This window comes from Rhizobium sp. Root1220 (genome assembly GCF_001426265.1).
In the GTDB taxonomy this organism is placed as follows: Bacteria; Pseudomonadota; Alphaproteobacteria; order Rhizobiales; family Rhizobiaceae; genus Rhizobium.
Window position 1 is genome coordinate 1 of record NZ_LMDG01000006.1, and the last position, 15,015, is coordinate 15,015.

Genomic DNA, 15,015 nt, shown 5'->3' on the forward strand with positions numbered 1-15,015 from the left:
GATATCTCGGCGGGCGGTTCGTGTCACGGACGCTAATTTCTAAGGGGACAGATGAGATTCTCACCACCAATAGTTTTTCAACAGTATCGGCGCGAAGCGGAAATCGCTCAATGACCGCTAACGGCAGTTCGGTCATTGCTGGACGGGGTTGGGTTTGTCTGAGATGGGGTGGAGAGGCGACGGTCGGCTTTTCTGTGGTAGACAGTTTCGCTGCCAATAATCAGTGGGGGTGCCGGTTGGCGACGATGCCGCCCACGATGATTGCAGCGAGACCAATCAGCGACAGCGCGGTCAGCACGTCACCGAACAAAGCAGCGGCGAGAAGTATACCGAAGCCAGTGCCCCAATAGCCGATCTGGCTGAAGACGACTGGGCCTGCGATGCCCTGCAAACGGAAGTTGAGAACGTAGGATAGGGCCGAGACCAGAAGATAGCCGCCCAGCCACGTGGCCACGCCCGGATCGTCAAACCGCCATTGGCTCGGGAATGCAAATACGGGCGCGAGCGCTGCCATCACTAAGCTCGACGTGAACAGGGTAGCACAGGCGAAAGCCAGGGCAGACGCGCCCTTTGGCCAGAAGGCGGATCGAATGATGTTGCCGAGCGCGGCGCAGGCAGGGATCAGAAGGCCAATGACGACCCAGGCAGTCTGAGTAAAGTCGATCGATGCCAACTGCTGCTGTACCAGCGCGACCATTCCCAAAAGGCCAATGCCGATGCCAATGGATCGTCGGACCGTCAATCGCTCGATACCAAGGCCAGCGGCGAAGCTCATGGTGAGAAGTGGAGACAAAGAATAGACGGTCGCCGTGTAGGCGGGTCCGACCCGGTTCACGATGAAGAAGGACAATACGGTCGGAAGCGCTACGGAGGTTATGCCCAGCGCCAGATAGAGCCCCATGCTGCGACGTTCAAGGGAGATTCTTTCCCTCCTAGCGACGAGCCAGATCGAAAGGAGAAGGCCCGCGCCAAGATTGCCGACCACCCCGAGTTGGTACGGATCGGCTCCCGTATCGAGAGCCGCCTTCGAGACCATAATTTTGGACGCGAACATGAATCCGCATGATACTAGCAACAGCAAGGGCAGAAGTCGGTTCGTTGTCTCGCTGTGAGTTTGGGCTTGCAGCATAGCGGTTGCGCCTCCGACTTTATCAGGTATCTTGGCGCAAAGACAAACACTGAGGTATCTTAATGTCAAGACAAAATCGCTCTGTAGAGGAAGCGCGCGACGGCGTCGATGATCGGCGCGATCAGTGGGCTCGCGAACTGCCGGACGTGGACACACGGGGCATGAGCGTCCTCGGTCGTGCCCGCCTCCTGACCCTTATGGTACGGCCGCAGATCGATGCGGTGCTGTCGTCTCATGGGCTGGATGCCGGGGAAGCCGATGTCCTTTTTACGCTGCTTCGCGCAGGCCCGCCGTATCGGTTACGGCCAACGGAACTATTTCGATCGATGATGGTGTCCTCGGGTGGTGTGACGCATCGACTGAACAAGCTTGCTCTAGCAGGTCTTATTGCTCGGCGATCCGCCGAAGGTGACGGGCGCAGTCTTTTAGTGGAGCTGACCGACGTCGGACAACACAAGGCGGAGGCGGCCTTTCGGGAAGACATGGCTCTCGAAGCGGAGCTACTGCGGGGCTTGCCGGATGACGAGCAATGCCAACTCGCGAATTTGCTACGGCGTCTCGCAGCCTCGCTTGAGCGGAAGGGCGTTTAGGAGGAACGGCGGCCTTTGGGGCGACTTGAAAGCGTCTAAGCCGTCCAAATGGGGGTCGGGAGCGGACCTTCATGGACGCTTCGAGGAGCGCCCATTGATGGGGGATCGGCGCTCGGGCGCGGGCCAGAAGAGCGTGTAGCTAAAAAAGGCGTTCGGTGAGGCGTTCAATCGCTGTTGTATTTTCTTCCTCGTCCTTGGCAACGACCTTAAGATGCGTAACCGAGGAGGATTCTGATGACCACGATTTCGCACCTTCCATCACGCATGAGCGGTGGCATATGGCCAAGTGAGCGTCGCGGCGTCCTCGATTGGCTTATGAACGAGACGAGTTCTCAACGCTTTCTCGACAACTTGCTGGTGGAGATGTGCGAGCGTTTGGTGGGCGAGGGGGTGCCCGTCGCGAGGTCGTCGCTTCACCTAAGGATTCAGCACCCGCAATGGCAGGGTGCCCGAATTTTATGGCAACCCGGGGTCGAAGAAGCGCACGTCGATACCTTCGACTACGATGTCGATACCACCGAACTGTTTCTTCGAAGACCAGCAACTGAAATCTATAATGGCGCATCGGAAGTGCGGCAGCGCCTTGTTGCGAGTAACGCGGACGTCGTCCGATACCCGCTTTTTGAAGAGCTTCGGCATGACGGTTTCACTGATTACGTGGCCTGGCCGATCCAGCATACGTGGGGAAAGCGACACGTCGTAACGTTTGCGACAAAAAAATCTGAAGGATTTTCTGAATACGAGATCAACTATTTGAAGGACTTGCTACCCGCGCTCGCGCTGGCAAGTGAAATCCGAATGAAAAATGCGATGGCTCGGACACTCCTGGAGACTTACGTCGGCCCCCATGCGAGTGCGGAGATACTCGCGGGAGCCACGACGCGAGGCAGCGGTAAGACGGTCAGTGCCGCCATTATGATTTGTGACCTACGCGATTTCACCGCGCTATCAGACCTGTGGCCCCGCGATGATATCATCGACATTCTCAACCGCTATTTTGATGCGCTGTGCGATCCCGTCGAGGCCCGTGGCGGTGAAATACTGAAGTTTATGGGCGATGGGCTTCTGGCTATTTTCCCGCTGAGCAACCCCAATGCGTGCGAAGATCTTCTCCAAGCTATCGATGAGGGAAGGCAGCGAATAGGTGCTTTGAATGGCCAGTTGGCGGAGAGCGGCAAACCAGCGTTGCGTTACGGCGTAGGCAGCGAATAGGTGCTTTGAATGGCCAGTTGGCGGAGAGCGGCAAACCAGCGTTGCGTTACGGCGTAGGCGTGCATGTTGGTGACGTCATGTATGGTAACATTGGATCGCGAAAGCGTCTCGATTTCACGGCGATCGGCCCGGCGGTCAATGTCGCGTCGCGCTTGGAAGAACTTACCAAGGTGATCAAACGGCCTGTGCTGCTTTCATCCGAGTTCGTGAAAATACTTGGTTCCCCAAAGGGATTTGTCGATCTTGGACCCCATTCGCTGCGAGGCTTAGAGAAGCCCGTTAGCGTTTACAGCCCCCTTTATTGACCTGCCGTCATTGACGCGGCCCTTGTGCGCGACGGTTTGCTTCTTCAGGATGATCGCGTGTTTAGCCATGATCCGATGAAACTGCAGAGCCAGCATCGCGTGCGAACCAGCGAGGATGTTGATGCCATTAGCGTCAGGCACGTGTCAGGATCGAGGCAGATGCGGAATTAGGTAGCAACGGCCACCAACACGAGCATAAATTGATCATTAATTCACCTGTACCTCAACCGCTGGTCTCGTCAATTCGAGCCAACAATCAGCGCTACGCACCGACCTTCCCGCTTCTGTGACCAACCGCACGAGGTCGCTCAACAGCGCCCCATGAAGCTGGCCTTCATCGACAAATGGTCGGCATCGCCTTGTGCAGTTGCATTGGCGCGAGGCCGTCGCTGACCTCAAATTGGTTGCTGAGGAACGGGCGCTTCCATGTTGTTGAAGGACATCGGGCCGAGGTGCCCCTGAGAAGGCACGCAGCGTACCTTGACGCCAACGATATCGTCCCAGCCGTTGGTAATGATGTCTCTCGCTCTCTCCTGATCCTTGAGAGTGGGAAATATCGGGTCGACATCGTACCCCTCGTGGACGGGATGTCGGAGCCCTCCGCGCCAATCGGTAGGTGCCAATCCACGGCGCACGAGGTTCGCGAACCGGATCGGATAACAATGGCCTTTCAACCAGGCGAGCTGCCCCTCGTCTGAATAAAGATACTCCATCCATAGGCGAGCGGCGTTTGGATGCGGAGCATAGGCGCTGACCGCCTGGACGTAGACACCCGCAACTACGGCGCTCCTTGGCCGTATAACTTCGATCCTCGTTGTCCCGTTCAGGTACTCCTGGTCACGCAGTGCAAGGTAGTCCCAGCGAATAAGTATCGGCGTACGACCGTCAGCAAGCGAGTTGACAGAGCCAATGATGGGAACGAAATTGCCCCTCGCATGGAGATCGGCGAAGAACTTCAGACCCTGATCAGCGGCTCCTTCGACGTAGCCCACCGCCGACAAGCCTGCGGCGAACACGCTCTGGACCGCTTGATTTGACGAAATACTGCCAACGAGGCCGACCGAGTTCTTATAATCCGGCGCGGCAAGATCGGCCCAATCCCGAGGCATTCTGGTGACCAGGTCAGCGTTGATTTCGAACGCAAGGGCCCCGTAAAAGCCGCCATACCAATACCCCTGTGCATCCTTGGCTGAATCCGGAATCGTGTCCCACGTTGACACTTTGTACGGTTGCAACAAGCCGTCTTCCTTTGCCGATGAGGCGAAGGACATGCCAAGGTCGACTATGTCCGGGGTTCGGGGGTCGGTCTTGCCTCGCCCCGCCTTGATCGTCTCTATCTGCTCGGCTGAGCTGGCATTGGGCCGAAGTTCGTTGATTGTCAGACCGTACCTCGCCTTGAACCTGTCGATTAAGACGCCGTATGCGCCCCAGTCGCGCGGCAACCCGATGACGGTAAGCTGCCCTTCAGCCTTGGCGGACGCAACTAGGTCTTCCATCGCGTTGGCAGATGCCAAGGCATCGCGAACCGACACGGCACCCGTCGATATGGCGGCTCCAACCAAACCTGCCGCCTTGAGCGCATCGCGGCGGCTTATCGTCCGCTTACCAGCGGGAGCTTCAACCCTCGTTGTGTGTTCGCCTCCTGATCCATGTTTCATGGTTCGTTTTCCTCCGTCGACTTGCGTTCGATACAAGTTCTTCCGCGTCGAACCTTCTCGGTATTGATCTGCGGCTTTGAGGGTGGGAGCGAGCAGTGGGTTTGCGACGTCCTCTGAGCCAGTATGGCATATCACGGGGCAGCGCGACAGGCGGCCGCACGAGTGACGCGTAGATATCTGCAACTAAGCTGCGGCGATGAGTAGCCGAGAATCTGGTGGCATCTGCTACCTAATTCCGGGCAGATGCTTACTGCCGGTAGTGCTTGCAATTGAAGTCTTACCAAGTGCTTGAAACATTTTACATTGGATTAGGTCGGCGCGTTCATTCTGCGAGATCGTCCGTTTTATCCGGAATTTAGTTGAGTATGCTCGTGCCAGCCTGGCGCACATCCCGCTGGTGTTCAAGAACTGCATCAAAAGAACTTGGGAAGACGAGAACTGGGAAGCATTGAAGGGGCTAACCTTCATTGAGCGAAGCGGTTGCGCGTGGCCTCAATTTACGCCAAAAGTTACAGCGATAATAGACAGTTGGCAGGCGAGACCTCCTGGGCGCTTAAGCCACACAGCCGGGGAGCTTCAATGAACATCACCAAACGTGTTCTTCCAACCCTTTTTGTTGCCCTCATTTCAAGCACCGCCTTTGCAGCCGTCAACGGTCCGGTGAAGGCAGTGACGCTTTCCTCAGGCGGCCTAGCGGAAATCGTCCGCTCGGCCGAAGTCGGCAACGACTCCGAGATCACCATCGAGGTTCCGCTCGACCAGGTCGATGATGTCTTGAAGTCGTTGATCGTCAGGGACGCCAAAGGTCATGTCAAAGGGCTGTCGCTCGCGGGACCGAACCCACTAGATGAGACTTTTCGGACGCTTCCCTTCAAGCCTGCCGACCTGACATCGATGCCCAGGCTACTGGACGCTATCAAGGGTACCAGGGTCAGGGCAGGTGAAAAAGAAGGCGTAGTGCTCGGCGTAACCGCCACCGAAGGTGAGAAGGAAACGAAGTCCTGGCAGCTTTCCCTGATGACCGATGGCGGCGAGATTGCAATGGTCCCAGTTCCGGGGACGAAGGTTGAGATTCTCGACGACTCTATCAAGGCAAAACTCAAGACAGCAATTGACGTCGTTGCCAAGGGCAATACCGATGGCGCTCGCACGATAACCCTTAAGCTCGATGGGCAGGCCGCACGCAATGTCGACATCTCTTATGTCGTTCCAGCTCCAATCTGGAAGACATCTTATCGACTTGTGACCGGCAAGGATGGGACAGTGCGCTTGCAGGCATGGGCTATATTTGAGAATGCCACCGGTGAAGACTGGATCGATGTCGCTGTTACCTTGTCCTCAGGCAAGCCAGTAACCCTTAGACAGGCGCTTCACCAGCACTTTATGCGTAGCCGCACGGAGGTTCCCGTTGACACGGGTGCAGTCACCCTTTCAAAGGCACGGGCATCGATGGTCAAGCAAGGGGCAGCCCGCAACCAAGCCGGTTCGTTGATGGCACAAGACCAGAGTGCATATCTTGAGGCTCAACCGGCACCTGCGGCAGCGCCTTTTGCAATGGCAGCTGCGGAGCAAACCGACAACGATGCTTTCCGAGATGGAATTCGTGATGTCACCCGCGCAGATGCAGATATCTGCGTCTGGAATTCGAAGAGATTTTCCCAGGAGAGCATCCATTGGCGCTGAGTGAGTGTCGCTGACGATCCGTGCTCTCATTTCCGTGCATCTCCAATGGCAAAGCAATGCCCACCGCGCGATGACTTTGCGACGTTTCCTAATGCTTCGAGGACTTAGTGCCTACGACGGCTCTGTATTCCGGCGCGTTTTGGCATTGCGGTCTTTCGTGCCCCTGGCAAGTGCCGCGCCCGCTCTGCAGCGCTAAGACTTTTTTGCTTCACCAGCGCATCTGAAAGCGCCAATAAGTTCGGCTTGAGACCGTTGAGCATCCCGCGCTCGCTGGTATTGCTCATGAAGGATTTCTGTGACGTCGTCCCGGAGCGTCAAATCTCCCCAAAGCGTGCTTGGCGACGTGACGTCCACAGAGCCTGGTAGGAAATATAAGGAATTTCCAAATCCATATTCAGTCACCATTTTGATCGCCAAGATGGTCGCTTTGGCGAAATCGCTGTCTCGACTTCCTGTCGACCAGTTTGATAGATGGCCGAAGATCAGGTCCTCGGCAGCAGCACCGGCAAGATCAGACGTGATGATTTTCATCGCATCCCAGCTAGTCAGAAATTCCCTCTGTGGCATCGCGGTCAGGGTGGCACCGTTGGAATTGCTGACTGTCGCGAAGTTTTCAACGTTATCGTAAACTTCAACGCGTTCGACCTTGCCGAGCAGAAGCGCAGGATCAAGCGCGCGTTTGTTTGATCTCCAAAGCGAAGAGATGCTTTCGGCTCGGGCCCCGTATCGATGGGGCACTGCGTAAGATGTGGCGGAGATAGATATCCGCAGTCTTCGTGGACACCCGAAAACCTCGCTGAATAGGGGAAGGCGGTGGTCGGAGTGGAGAGCTTCGAACTCCGCCCCCTGGTCCCAAAGCTACGACCCACTAGGCCCAAAACATTGACGCTAGGCAAACCTTGTTCTAAGCTAACTAATACTCATAGGAAATTCGGGTGCACCCGACGCAGCAACCCCAATCACACTGCCGCCGTCCCCCGATCCGACCTAGTTCGTACGTCTCATACCTCATAAACGACGTGTCGCCAGGCAACTCGGACGGCGAGGGAGCGGCGGGTCCGACGATCTTGCGAGTGTTTGCTGCCCAGAACGATGCCCAAATTTTGCTGACCGAATGTAGTCAGATCGCTGTCCCTGTATCTGTCTGGAGATTCGCAATGGACCCGAACGGAAGGACGTCCGGTTCGTAGCCGGTTGCCATCGTCTTCGGCGCGCTCATCATACTTGCTGACTTGTCTTTTCCTGCAAGGCATTGATTGAATAAAGCAATATACTATAATTGGAGTGTGGAGCTGACGGTGGAAGATAGCAGTCCGCCGCCCCGAGGTTTCTGTCGGAACGGGCGGGACGGTAGCAACCCCTGAAATAAATGGTGGGCCCGGAGGGACTCGAACCCCCAACCAAGCGGTTATGAGCCGCCGGCTCTAACCATTGAGCTACAGGCCCGGGCGACCGTGGAGCGTCGCTGTGCGTCCGGCGCAATGGTTCGCCGGGGCGGTTTCGCTCTAGCGTAATTTCCGGGCGCTCACAAGGGACTGCCGCAATAGCTTCACAATCAAACGTCAAGACGATAGCCGCAAATCACAATCGGGGAGTGAAACAGGGTGTTTCCAAAAACCAAAACCATCGCTTTCGGCCTGCTGCTGGGATTTTCGACATCCGCGTTGACGGCCTTGCCGGTGCTTGCTGCCGATTCGCAGCCGCGCGAAGCGGTGATTTCCGTGGCCGGCGAGGGACAGGCAAGCGTGGCGCCGGATATGGCGGTGCTCAATCTATCCGTCGTCAAGCAGGCGAAGACCGCACGCGAGGCGCTCGATGATAACAACAAGTCGATGAACGAAGTGCTTGCTGCCTTGAAGAAGGCAGGCATTGCCGAGCGTGATCTCCAGACGTCCGGTTTTTCGGTCCAGCCGCAATACAGCTATCCTCAGAACAATGACGGCCAGCCGCAACAGCCGCAGCTCATCGGCTATCAGGTGTCGAACTCACTCAGCGTGCGCGTCCGGGATCTTTCCAAGCTCGGTGCGATCATCGATCAGTCGGTAACGCTCGGGGTCAACCAGGGCGGTGACATACAGTTCACCAATGACAAGCCGGAAGGCGCAATGGAAGATGCGCGCAAGAGTGCGGTAGCCAACGCGATCAAGAAGGCTAAGACGCTTGCAGAGGCAGCCGAAGTGAAGCTCGGTCGCGTCATCGAGATTAGCGAAACCTCGCCGCGCCCGCAGCCGGTGCCGGTTTACCGGGCTGCGATGATGAAGGAAGCAGCCGATGCAGCCGTGCCGATTCAGGGCGGCGAAACGAGCTACAACGTCACCGTCAACGTGACTTTTGCCATCGCCCAGTGAGCTTTACGCGCGCTCGATAACTTAATTTGACTGCTATGGGCCGTTGGTATTCTTTGGAATATCAACGGCTTATTTGTTCGGTGTTCAGGCGGGCGCCGCCTGCGGGGGATAAAGGGCTTTATCACACGTATATTACACTATAACATTGATCGTGTTATTCGGCCCGTACGGGAGCTCTGAGTTCTGTTTCCCGCGTTGCTGCCGGCCGAAGAGGAGGAATTGGCAATATCCCCACAAGAGGAGACAGACATGACGAATGCCTTGCCGCCACTTCACAATGGGCACGCCCCGTTCACCCTTCAGGAACTCTTCCGCGAAGCGCTCTACGCCTTCGAAGAATGGGATGCGGAACTCACCGAACCGCTGGTAACATTCGAAGCTCGGGTTGTTCCCATCAGCCAGGTCTTCGAGGCGATGCGTCAATGCGACGATATCGTTCCGATGAACATCGTCGGCGCCGTGACCGAGCGCCTCACCAAGCCATGGGAAGGCGAGGGACCGCTTGACCGAATGAGTTTCTCGACAGCAGCGCGCGTCATGGGTGTTCTCGTTCGCAAGCGTCTTCTTGCCAATGGAACCCCGGAGATCGTCGCGGTTGCCGCGCGACAGGATGAGATCAGCCCGCGTGGCTGATGTCTGGATCGCGGCCCCGTGCCGCGATCCAATTCCCCTGCGATGGTTGCCAGCTGCGACCGCTGAATGCAGGCGCACCAAATCAAGTTTACGACATCACCTGCGTTATCGTTGACTAAAGCTCGAACGCTTCCTTCAGTCCGACGCTCTTGCGCTCCCTTAGATCGAGATCTGCCTCGATGTGCGCGATGTGATGCACCATCAGATGGCATGCCTGCTCAAGATCGTTGCGCTCGACGGCCGCGATGATGTCGCCGTGTTCCGAGTGTCCGCAGCTTGACACCGTTGACTGGCCGTAAAGTGCGATCGCCAGGGACGAGCGGGCAACGAGCTCGTCCATGAACCGCTGCATGATGGCATTGCCCGATATTGCAGCGAGCGTCAGATGAAAATCGCCGGAAGCCTTGATTTCGGCGCGCCGGGCCGTCTGCCCGCGCTCGCTCATCAGGCGGCCCTCCTCAATCAGCAACTGCTTGAGATGCTGGATCTGCGACGGGGTTATCCGTGCGGCGGCGTCGCGCAGAATGCCCGGCTCGACCAAGCGGCGGGCGGCAAAGATCTGCCGCGCTTCCTCAGGCGATGGATACGCGACAAATGCGCCACGATTTTTCTCGACGCTGACAAGGCCTTCATAGGAAAGCGCCTGTAGCGCCGCCCTCGCCAGAGTGCGGCTGACATTGAAGAGACTGCCGACGTCGTTCTCTGAAAGCTTGGTTCCCGGCGAGAGGCGCCGTTCGACGATCGCGTCGCGAATAGCGTCACGGATTTTCTGAGTTCCAATTTCGGATGAAACGTCTGGAGCCTCATGGGCGTTTGCGGCTGAGTTCATGAAAGCGGATACCTTACAACGCCACGATGATATCCGGCTTCGCGCTGAAAGTTAAATGGAATTTGCGAGCAAAGTGCGACTATATTGTATACGATTTTTTGCACGAATTGCGAACGATAGCCTATTTGGTATGCAGGATTTTGTTTGATGAAAAAAGCGCCCGCGTGTTATCTTTTCCCGTAAGTGCATGTTTTGCAAGGGGCTGATGTGCCGATTAGCAACTGGCACGGCAGATGCATTGTCTTTCTCAAACAGGGGAAGACACGATGTCGAAAGCGGCAGAGATCGATATAGCATCCGTTTCCAAGGTGTATGGCGCGACCACTGCCGTGCATGCGATCAGCCTGAAAATACCGGCTGGCTCCTATTGCTGTTTCCTCGGGCCTTCCGGCTGCGGCAAGACCTCGACGCTGCGCATGATCGCCGGGCATGAGAGTATCTCGTCGGGGGATATCCGTCTCGGCAATACCGTCGTTACCGATTTTCCGCCGGCCAGGCGCGGCACGGCGATGATGTTCCAGTCCTACGCCCTGTTTCCGCATCTCGACCTGATCGACAACGTCGCCTTCAGTCTGAAGATGAAAGGCGTCGAGAAGGACGAGCGCCGCGCCAAGGCGCTTGAGATGTTGAAGCTGATGCAGATGGAAGCCTATGCAACACGGCGTCCGGCACAGCTTTCCGGTGGTCAGCAGCAGCGTGTCGCACTGGCGCGCGCGCTGATCACCGATCCGGAGGCGCTGCTGCTCGACGAGCCGCTTTCGGCGCTCGATCCGTTCCTGAAAATCCGTATGCGCGCAGAATTGAAGAAGCTGCAGAAGACGCTCGGCATCACCTTCGTGCATGTGACGCACAGCCAGGAAGAGGCGATGGCGCTGGCCGATATCATCGTCATCATGAACGACGGCAAGATCGAGCAGGCGGCAACGCCGCGCAAGGTGTTCGAGGAGCCGGCAACCGCCTTCGTGGCGCGCTTCATGGGTGATCACAATGTTCTGTCCGGCCGTGTGGCATCCGTTGGCAATGGCGTTCTGACGCTCGAGGCGCCGGGTGGTCAGACATTCTCGGTGCGGGGCGAGGGCAGGCTTGCCGGCGAACCCGTCGACATCGGCGTCCGCACCGACCGGGTGCGCCTCGATACCGCTTCCGACAAGACGCTCGGCTTCAACGGCGTCGTCTCCAACATCGAATATCGCGGCGCCTCGGTGAAGATCACCGTGGCTGGCGCGGGCAGTGACGACTTCACAGTCATCGCGAGTGACGGCGATTACTTCGCCAAACCCGTATCGGTCGGCGATGCGGTGTCTCTGAGTTGGGCCCTTGAGGACGCGGTCCTCCTCGGCCGTGCATGAACCTCACCACCAAAAGAAGGGGAACTAACATGACAACTGAAAAGAAGACGACCAAGACGGAAGCGGGGATTTCCCGTCGCAGCCTGTTGAAGACGGGCGCCGCGGCGGCCGGCGCGATTGCCGGCTCCGGACTGATCACCGGCTTCCCGACTATCTGGGCCCAGTCGAACATCACGCTTCGCCAGTTCGGCACCGGCGTTTCCAACATCAACGCCATTGCAGAGCAGTGCAAGAAGGACCTCGGCATCACGCTCGAGATGACGGCGACCGATTCCGACGCCGCCGCCCAGCGCGCCGTCACTCAGCCTGACAGCTACGACGTCGCCGACATCGAATACTGGATCCTGAAGAAGGTCTATCCGACCGGCGTTATCCAGCCGATGGATGTCAAGAAGCTGAAGTATTACGACCAGGTCGTTCCGCTCTTCAAGAACGGCAAGCTGAAGGCAGACAGCGTCATTGCGCAGGGTACCGCACCGCATACGGTCGGTTACGTCGAAAGCGCCGATGCGAAGACTTTCGCCAAGAGCGAGACCGAGTTCTTCACCATGATGCCGACGATCTACAATGCAGACACGCTCGGCATCCGTCCTGATCTGGTTGGTCGCGAGATCACCACCTGGGCCGATATCATGGACCCGAAGTTCAAGGGCAAGACCTCGATCCTGAACATTCCGTCGATCGGCATCATGGATGCGGCGATGATCATGGAAGCCATGGGCAACATCAAGTATGCCGACAAGGGCAACATGACCAAGGAAGAGATCGACAAGACGATCGACTTCCTGATCAAGGCAAAGCAGGACGGCCAGTTCCGCGCCTTCTGGAAGAGCTTCGATGAATCGGTCAACCTGATGTCGTCGGGCGAAGTTGTGATCCAGTCGATGTGGTCGCCGGCCGTCGCCGCCGTCCGCTCCAAGGGCATCGCCTGCAAATACCAGCCGCTGAAGGAAGGCTACCGTTCGTGGGGCGGCGGTCTCGGCCTTGCTTCGCACCTCAAGGGTGCCGAGCTCGACGCGGCATACGAGTACATCAACTGGTATACGTCCGGCTGGGTCGGTGGTTACCTCAACCGCCAGGGTTACTATTCCGCCTGCATGGACACTGCAAAGAAGTTCATGACAGCCGACGAGTGGGGCTACTGGATCGAAGGCAAGGCTGCGCAGGGCGATGTGATGTCGCCGGAAGGCAAGGTCATGGAGAAGGCCGGTGCGGTTCGCGATGGCGGTTCGTTCGAAGAGCGTATGGGCCACGTGGCATGCTGGAACTCCGTCATGGACGAAGACCGCTACATGGTCCGCCGCTGGAACGAGTTCATCGCGGCTTAAGGCGGGGAAAGTCCGCTACGGCGGCTGCCGCTTTCCCCTTCCCAAACCCTCCCCGCAAGGGGGAGGGAGCGTGAGCGTTGCGGCAAGGAAACCCTCTCCGTTGGGGAGGGTGCAACGGAGAAACTCCCTCCCCTGTGGGGGAGGGCTGGGGAGGGGTCTTCCGATCCCTCTCGCTTTCTTTATTCAAGGCAAATCCGAGAGGATGGCAGATGGCGACGATTGCTTCAGCACAGGCAGACGAGAAGGTTGGACGGGTTCGCTCAGGCAGCTTCCGGCTTCCGCCTTGGGTCGCGTCCTATATTCAGGCGACACCGCTTATCCTGATCCTCGGTTTCTTCTTCGTGCTGCCGATCATGATGATCGTCATCGTCAGCTTCTGGGATTATGACTTCGCCGGTTTGTACCCGGCTTTCCTGACGATGAACTATACCGAGACGCTCGGTTCCTGGGTCACCTGGAAGACCTATCTGAACACGCTGAAATTCACCGTGATCGTCTGGACACTGACCGTCTTTATCGGCTTCTGGGTCGCCTACTTCCTTGCCTTCCATATCAGGCGCACGTCGACGCAGATGATCCTGTTCTTGGTCTGCACGGTGCCGTTCATGACGTCGAACATCATTCGCATGATCTCCTGGATCCCTGTACTCGGCCGCAACGGTCTGATCAACTCGGCGCTGGTGAATATGGGGATCGTGCCGCAGCCGATCGAATGGTTGCTTTATTCCGATTTCGCCGTGGTTCTGGCCATGGTGCACCTCTACACGCTGTTCATGGTGACGCCGATCTTCAACACGCTGATGCGCATCGATCGCTCGCTGTTCGAGGCGGCGCGCGATGCCGGCGCCAGCGGCTGGCAGATTCTCTGGAACGTGGTCATTCCGCTGGCCAAGCCCGGTATCGCCATCGGCTCGATCTTTGTCGTGACGCTCGTGATGGCCGACTTCTCAACGGTGCAGGTGATGTCCGGCGGGCAGAGCGCGTCCGTGGCGCTGATGATGAAGAACCAGATGTCGCTGCTGCAATATCCCGCGGCTGCGGCCAATGCCGTGGTGCTTCTGATCGTCGTGCTGATGATGGTTGCCGCCATTTTGCGCGTCGTCGATATTCGCAAGGAGCTTTGAGATGGGGCACGAAAAGCGCACCTGGGAATTCTACGTTCTCGCCGCCTTCTTCATCGTCTTCGTGCTATTCCTCTACGGGCCGCTGTCGGCGATCCTGATCCTCTCCTTCCAGGGGGCGGATGGCGGTTTGACCTTTCCGCTCAACGGCGTTTCCGTGCACTGGTTCTACAACCTGTTCGAAAAGCAGGCGGTTGGCGATTTCGGCGCGTCGTTCCGGCGCTCGTTTACGCTCGGCTTCATGGTGATGGTCGTCACCGTCGTGGTGTCGCTGCTGGCGGGGCTTGCCTTCCGCCGGCGGTTTCGAGGGGCGACAGTGCTGTTCTACGCCACCGTCGCCAGCCTCGTGGTGCCGTCGATCATTATTTCGCTCGGCATCGGCGTGGTGTTCCAGCAGGGTGGTTTGCGGCCTGCCTGGTATTCCTCGGCCTTTGGCGCGCATCTCACCTGGACGCTACCGTTCGGCGTGCTGATCATGTTTGCGGTCTTTAACCGCTTCTCGCCCGCTTACGAAGAAGCCGCACGCGATCTTGGCGCATCGGCCTGGCAGACATTTGCGCATGTGGTGCTGCCGATGATCGCGCCCAGCCTGATCGGCGTCGGCCTGTTCGGCTTTACCCTGTCCTACGACGAATTCGCGCGCACGCTGATGACCTCGGGCAGCTACAACACGCTGCCGCTGGAAATCTACGGGATGACCACCAACGTCACGACGCCGGTGCTCTATGCGCTTGGCACTGTCACGACACTGTTCTCCTTCACCATCATTCTCGTCGCGCTCGGTATCATGATGATGCTGCGCGGACGCCAGGCAAAGATAAGCTGATCTC

The 15,015-nt window shown here is 57.7% G+C and carries 12 protein-coding genes, 1 tRNA gene and 1 pseudogene; 9 read left to right on the forward strand and 5 right to left on the reverse strand.

Annotated elements, in window-relative coordinates:
- Nucleotides 1–220: 220 nt before the first annotated feature.
- Nucleotides 221–1,129 carry a DMT family transporter gene (locus tag ASC90_RS06580; protein WP_056537168.1) on the reverse strand — a complete coding sequence of 303 codons (909 nt, stop codon included), beginning with the start codon at nucleotides 1,127–1,129 and terminating at the stop codon, nucleotides 221–223.
- Between the two features lie 62 nt (nucleotides 1,130–1,191).
- Between ASC90_RS06580 and ASC90_RS06585 the strand changes: the two genes are divergently transcribed.
- Together ASC90_RS06585 and ASC90_RS06590 are read left to right on the forward strand one after the other, a co-directional pair.
- Entirely contained in the window at nucleotides 1,192–1,719 is a 528-nt protein-coding gene (locus ASC90_RS06585; protein ID WP_056537170.1) for a MarR family transcriptional regulator, read from the forward strand.
- Between the two features lie 234 nt (nucleotides 1,720–1,953).
- A pseudogene (locus tag ASC90_RS06590) lies at nucleotides 1,954–3,236 on the forward strand (adenylate/guanylate cyclase domain-containing protein).
- A gap of 395 nt (nucleotides 3,237–3,631) precedes the next feature.
- Here ASC90_RS06590 and ASC90_RS06595 read toward each other — a convergent pair.
- Nucleotides 3,632–4,894, reverse strand: coding sequence for an extracellular solute-binding protein (locus ASC90_RS06595; RefSeq protein WP_082519841.1), 1,263 nt, complete (start codon nucleotides 4,892–4,894; stop codon nucleotides 3,632–3,634).
- Nucleotides 4,895–5,473: 579 nt separating this feature from the next.
- Between ASC90_RS06595 and ASC90_RS06600 the strand changes: the two genes are divergently transcribed.
- Entirely contained in the window at nucleotides 5,474–6,577 is a 1,104-nt protein-coding gene (locus ASC90_RS06600; protein WP_056537174.1) for a DUF4139 domain-containing protein, read from the forward strand.
- A 192-nt stretch (nucleotides 6,578–6,769) separates the two neighbouring features.
- Here the strand turns inward: ASC90_RS06600 and ASC90_RS06605 are convergent, their stop codons facing one another.
- Both ASC90_RS06605 and ASC90_RS06610 read right to left on the reverse strand, forming a co-directional pair.
- Nucleotides 6,770–7,315 (reverse strand): hypothetical protein, encoded by a 546-nt coding sequence (locus tag ASC90_RS06605; RefSeq protein ID WP_056537177.1) that lies wholly within the window; start codon nucleotides 7,313–7,315, stop codon nucleotides 6,770–6,772.
- 632 nt (nucleotides 7,316–7,947) lie between these two features.
- Nucleotides 7,948–8,023: transfer RNA gene (locus ASC90_RS06610), tRNA-Ile, on the reverse strand.
- A 191-nt stretch (nucleotides 8,024–8,214) separates the two neighbouring features.
- Here ASC90_RS06610 and ASC90_RS06615 point away from each other — a divergent pair.
- Together ASC90_RS06615 and ASC90_RS06620 are read left to right on the forward strand one after the other, a co-directional pair.
- Nucleotides 8,215–8,925 (forward strand): SIMPL domain-containing protein, encoded by a 711-nt coding sequence (locus ASC90_RS06615; RefSeq protein ID WP_244480335.1) that lies wholly within the window; start codon nucleotides 8,215–8,217, stop codon nucleotides 8,923–8,925.
- A 249-nt stretch (nucleotides 8,926–9,174) separates the two neighbouring features.
- Nucleotides 9,175–9,558 carry a hypothetical protein gene (locus ASC90_RS06620; RefSeq protein WP_056537183.1) on the forward strand — a complete coding sequence of 128 codons (384 nt, stop codon included), beginning with the start codon at nucleotides 9,175–9,177 and terminating at the stop codon, nucleotides 9,556–9,558.
- A gap of 115 nt (nucleotides 9,559–9,673) precedes the next feature.
- Here the strand turns inward: ASC90_RS06620 and ASC90_RS06625 are convergent, their stop codons facing one another.
- The gene (locus ASC90_RS06625; RefSeq protein WP_056537184.1) at nucleotides 9,674–10,387 is read right to left on the reverse strand and encodes a GntR family transcriptional regulator; all 714 of its coding nucleotides are present in this window, start codon (nucleotides 10,385–10,387) and stop codon (nucleotides 9,674–9,676) included.
- Between the two features lie 266 nt (nucleotides 10,388–10,653).
- Between ASC90_RS06625 and ASC90_RS06630 the strand changes: the two genes are divergently transcribed.
- From ASC90_RS06630 to ASC90_RS06645, 4 genes are all read left to right on the forward strand, one after another.
- Nucleotides 10,654–11,736 carry an ABC transporter ATP-binding protein gene (locus ASC90_RS06630; protein ID WP_056537186.1) on the forward strand — a complete coding sequence of 361 codons (1,083 nt, stop codon included), beginning with the start codon at nucleotides 10,654–10,656 and terminating at the stop codon, nucleotides 11,734–11,736.
- Between the two features lie 29 nt (nucleotides 11,737–11,765).
- The gene (locus tag ASC90_RS06635; protein ID WP_056537187.1) at nucleotides 11,766–13,064 is read left to right on the forward strand and encodes a PotD/PotF family extracellular solute-binding protein; all 1,299 of its coding nucleotides are present in this window, start codon (nucleotides 11,766–11,768) and stop codon (nucleotides 13,062–13,064) included.
- Between the two features lie 209 nt (nucleotides 13,065–13,273).
- Nucleotides 13,274–14,188, forward strand: a complete 915-nt coding sequence (locus tag ASC90_RS06640; RefSeq protein ID WP_056537190.1) for an ABC transporter permease — start codon at nucleotides 13,274–13,276, stop codon at nucleotides 14,186–14,188.
- 1 nt (nucleotide 14,189) lies between these two features.
- A complete protein-coding gene (locus ASC90_RS06645; RefSeq protein ID WP_056537193.1) occupies nucleotides 14,190–15,011 on the forward strand; it encodes an ABC transporter permease in 822 nt (273 codons plus the stop codon).
- Nucleotides 15,012–15,015: the final 4 nt, after the last annotated feature.

Bases quoted from the DNA above. Each gene is read 5' to 3' on its own strand.
- ASC90_RS06580 (WP_056537168.1), bottom strand. From the start codon at position 1,129: ATGCTGCAAGCCCAAACTCACAGCGAGACAACGAACCGACTTCTGCCC.
- ASC90_RS06585 (WP_056537170.1), top strand. From the start codon at position 1,192: ATGTCAAGACAAAATCGCTCTGTAGAGGAAGCGCGCGACGGCGTCGAT.
- ASC90_RS06595 (WP_082519841.1), bottom strand. From the start codon at position 4,894: ATGAAACATGGATCAGGAGGCGAACACACAACGAGGGTTGAAGCTCCC.
- ASC90_RS06600 (WP_056537174.1), top strand. From the start codon at position 5,474: ATGAACATCACCAAACGTGTTCTTCCAACCCTTTTTGTTGCCCTCATT.
- ASC90_RS06620 (WP_056537183.1), top strand. From the start codon at position 9,175: ATGACGAATGCCTTGCCGCCACTTCACAATGGGCACGCCCCGTTCACC.
- ASC90_RS06625 (WP_056537184.1), bottom strand. From the start codon at position 10,387: ATGAACTCAGCCGCAAACGCCCATGAGGCTCCAGACGTTTCATCCGAA.
- ASC90_RS06630 (WP_056537186.1), top strand. From the start codon at position 10,654: ATGTCGAAAGCGGCAGAGATCGATATAGCATCCGTTTCCAAGGTGTAT.
- ASC90_RS06635 (WP_056537187.1), top strand. From the start codon at position 11,766: ATGACAACTGAAAAGAAGACGACCAAGACGGAAGCGGGGATTTCCCGT.
- ASC90_RS06640 (WP_056537190.1), top strand. From the start codon at position 13,274: ATGGCGACGATTGCTTCAGCACAGGCAGACGAGAAGGTTGGACGGGTT.
- ASC90_RS06645 (WP_056537193.1), top strand. From the start codon at position 14,190: ATGGGGCACGAAAAGCGCACCTGGGAATTCTACGTTCTCGCCGCCTTC.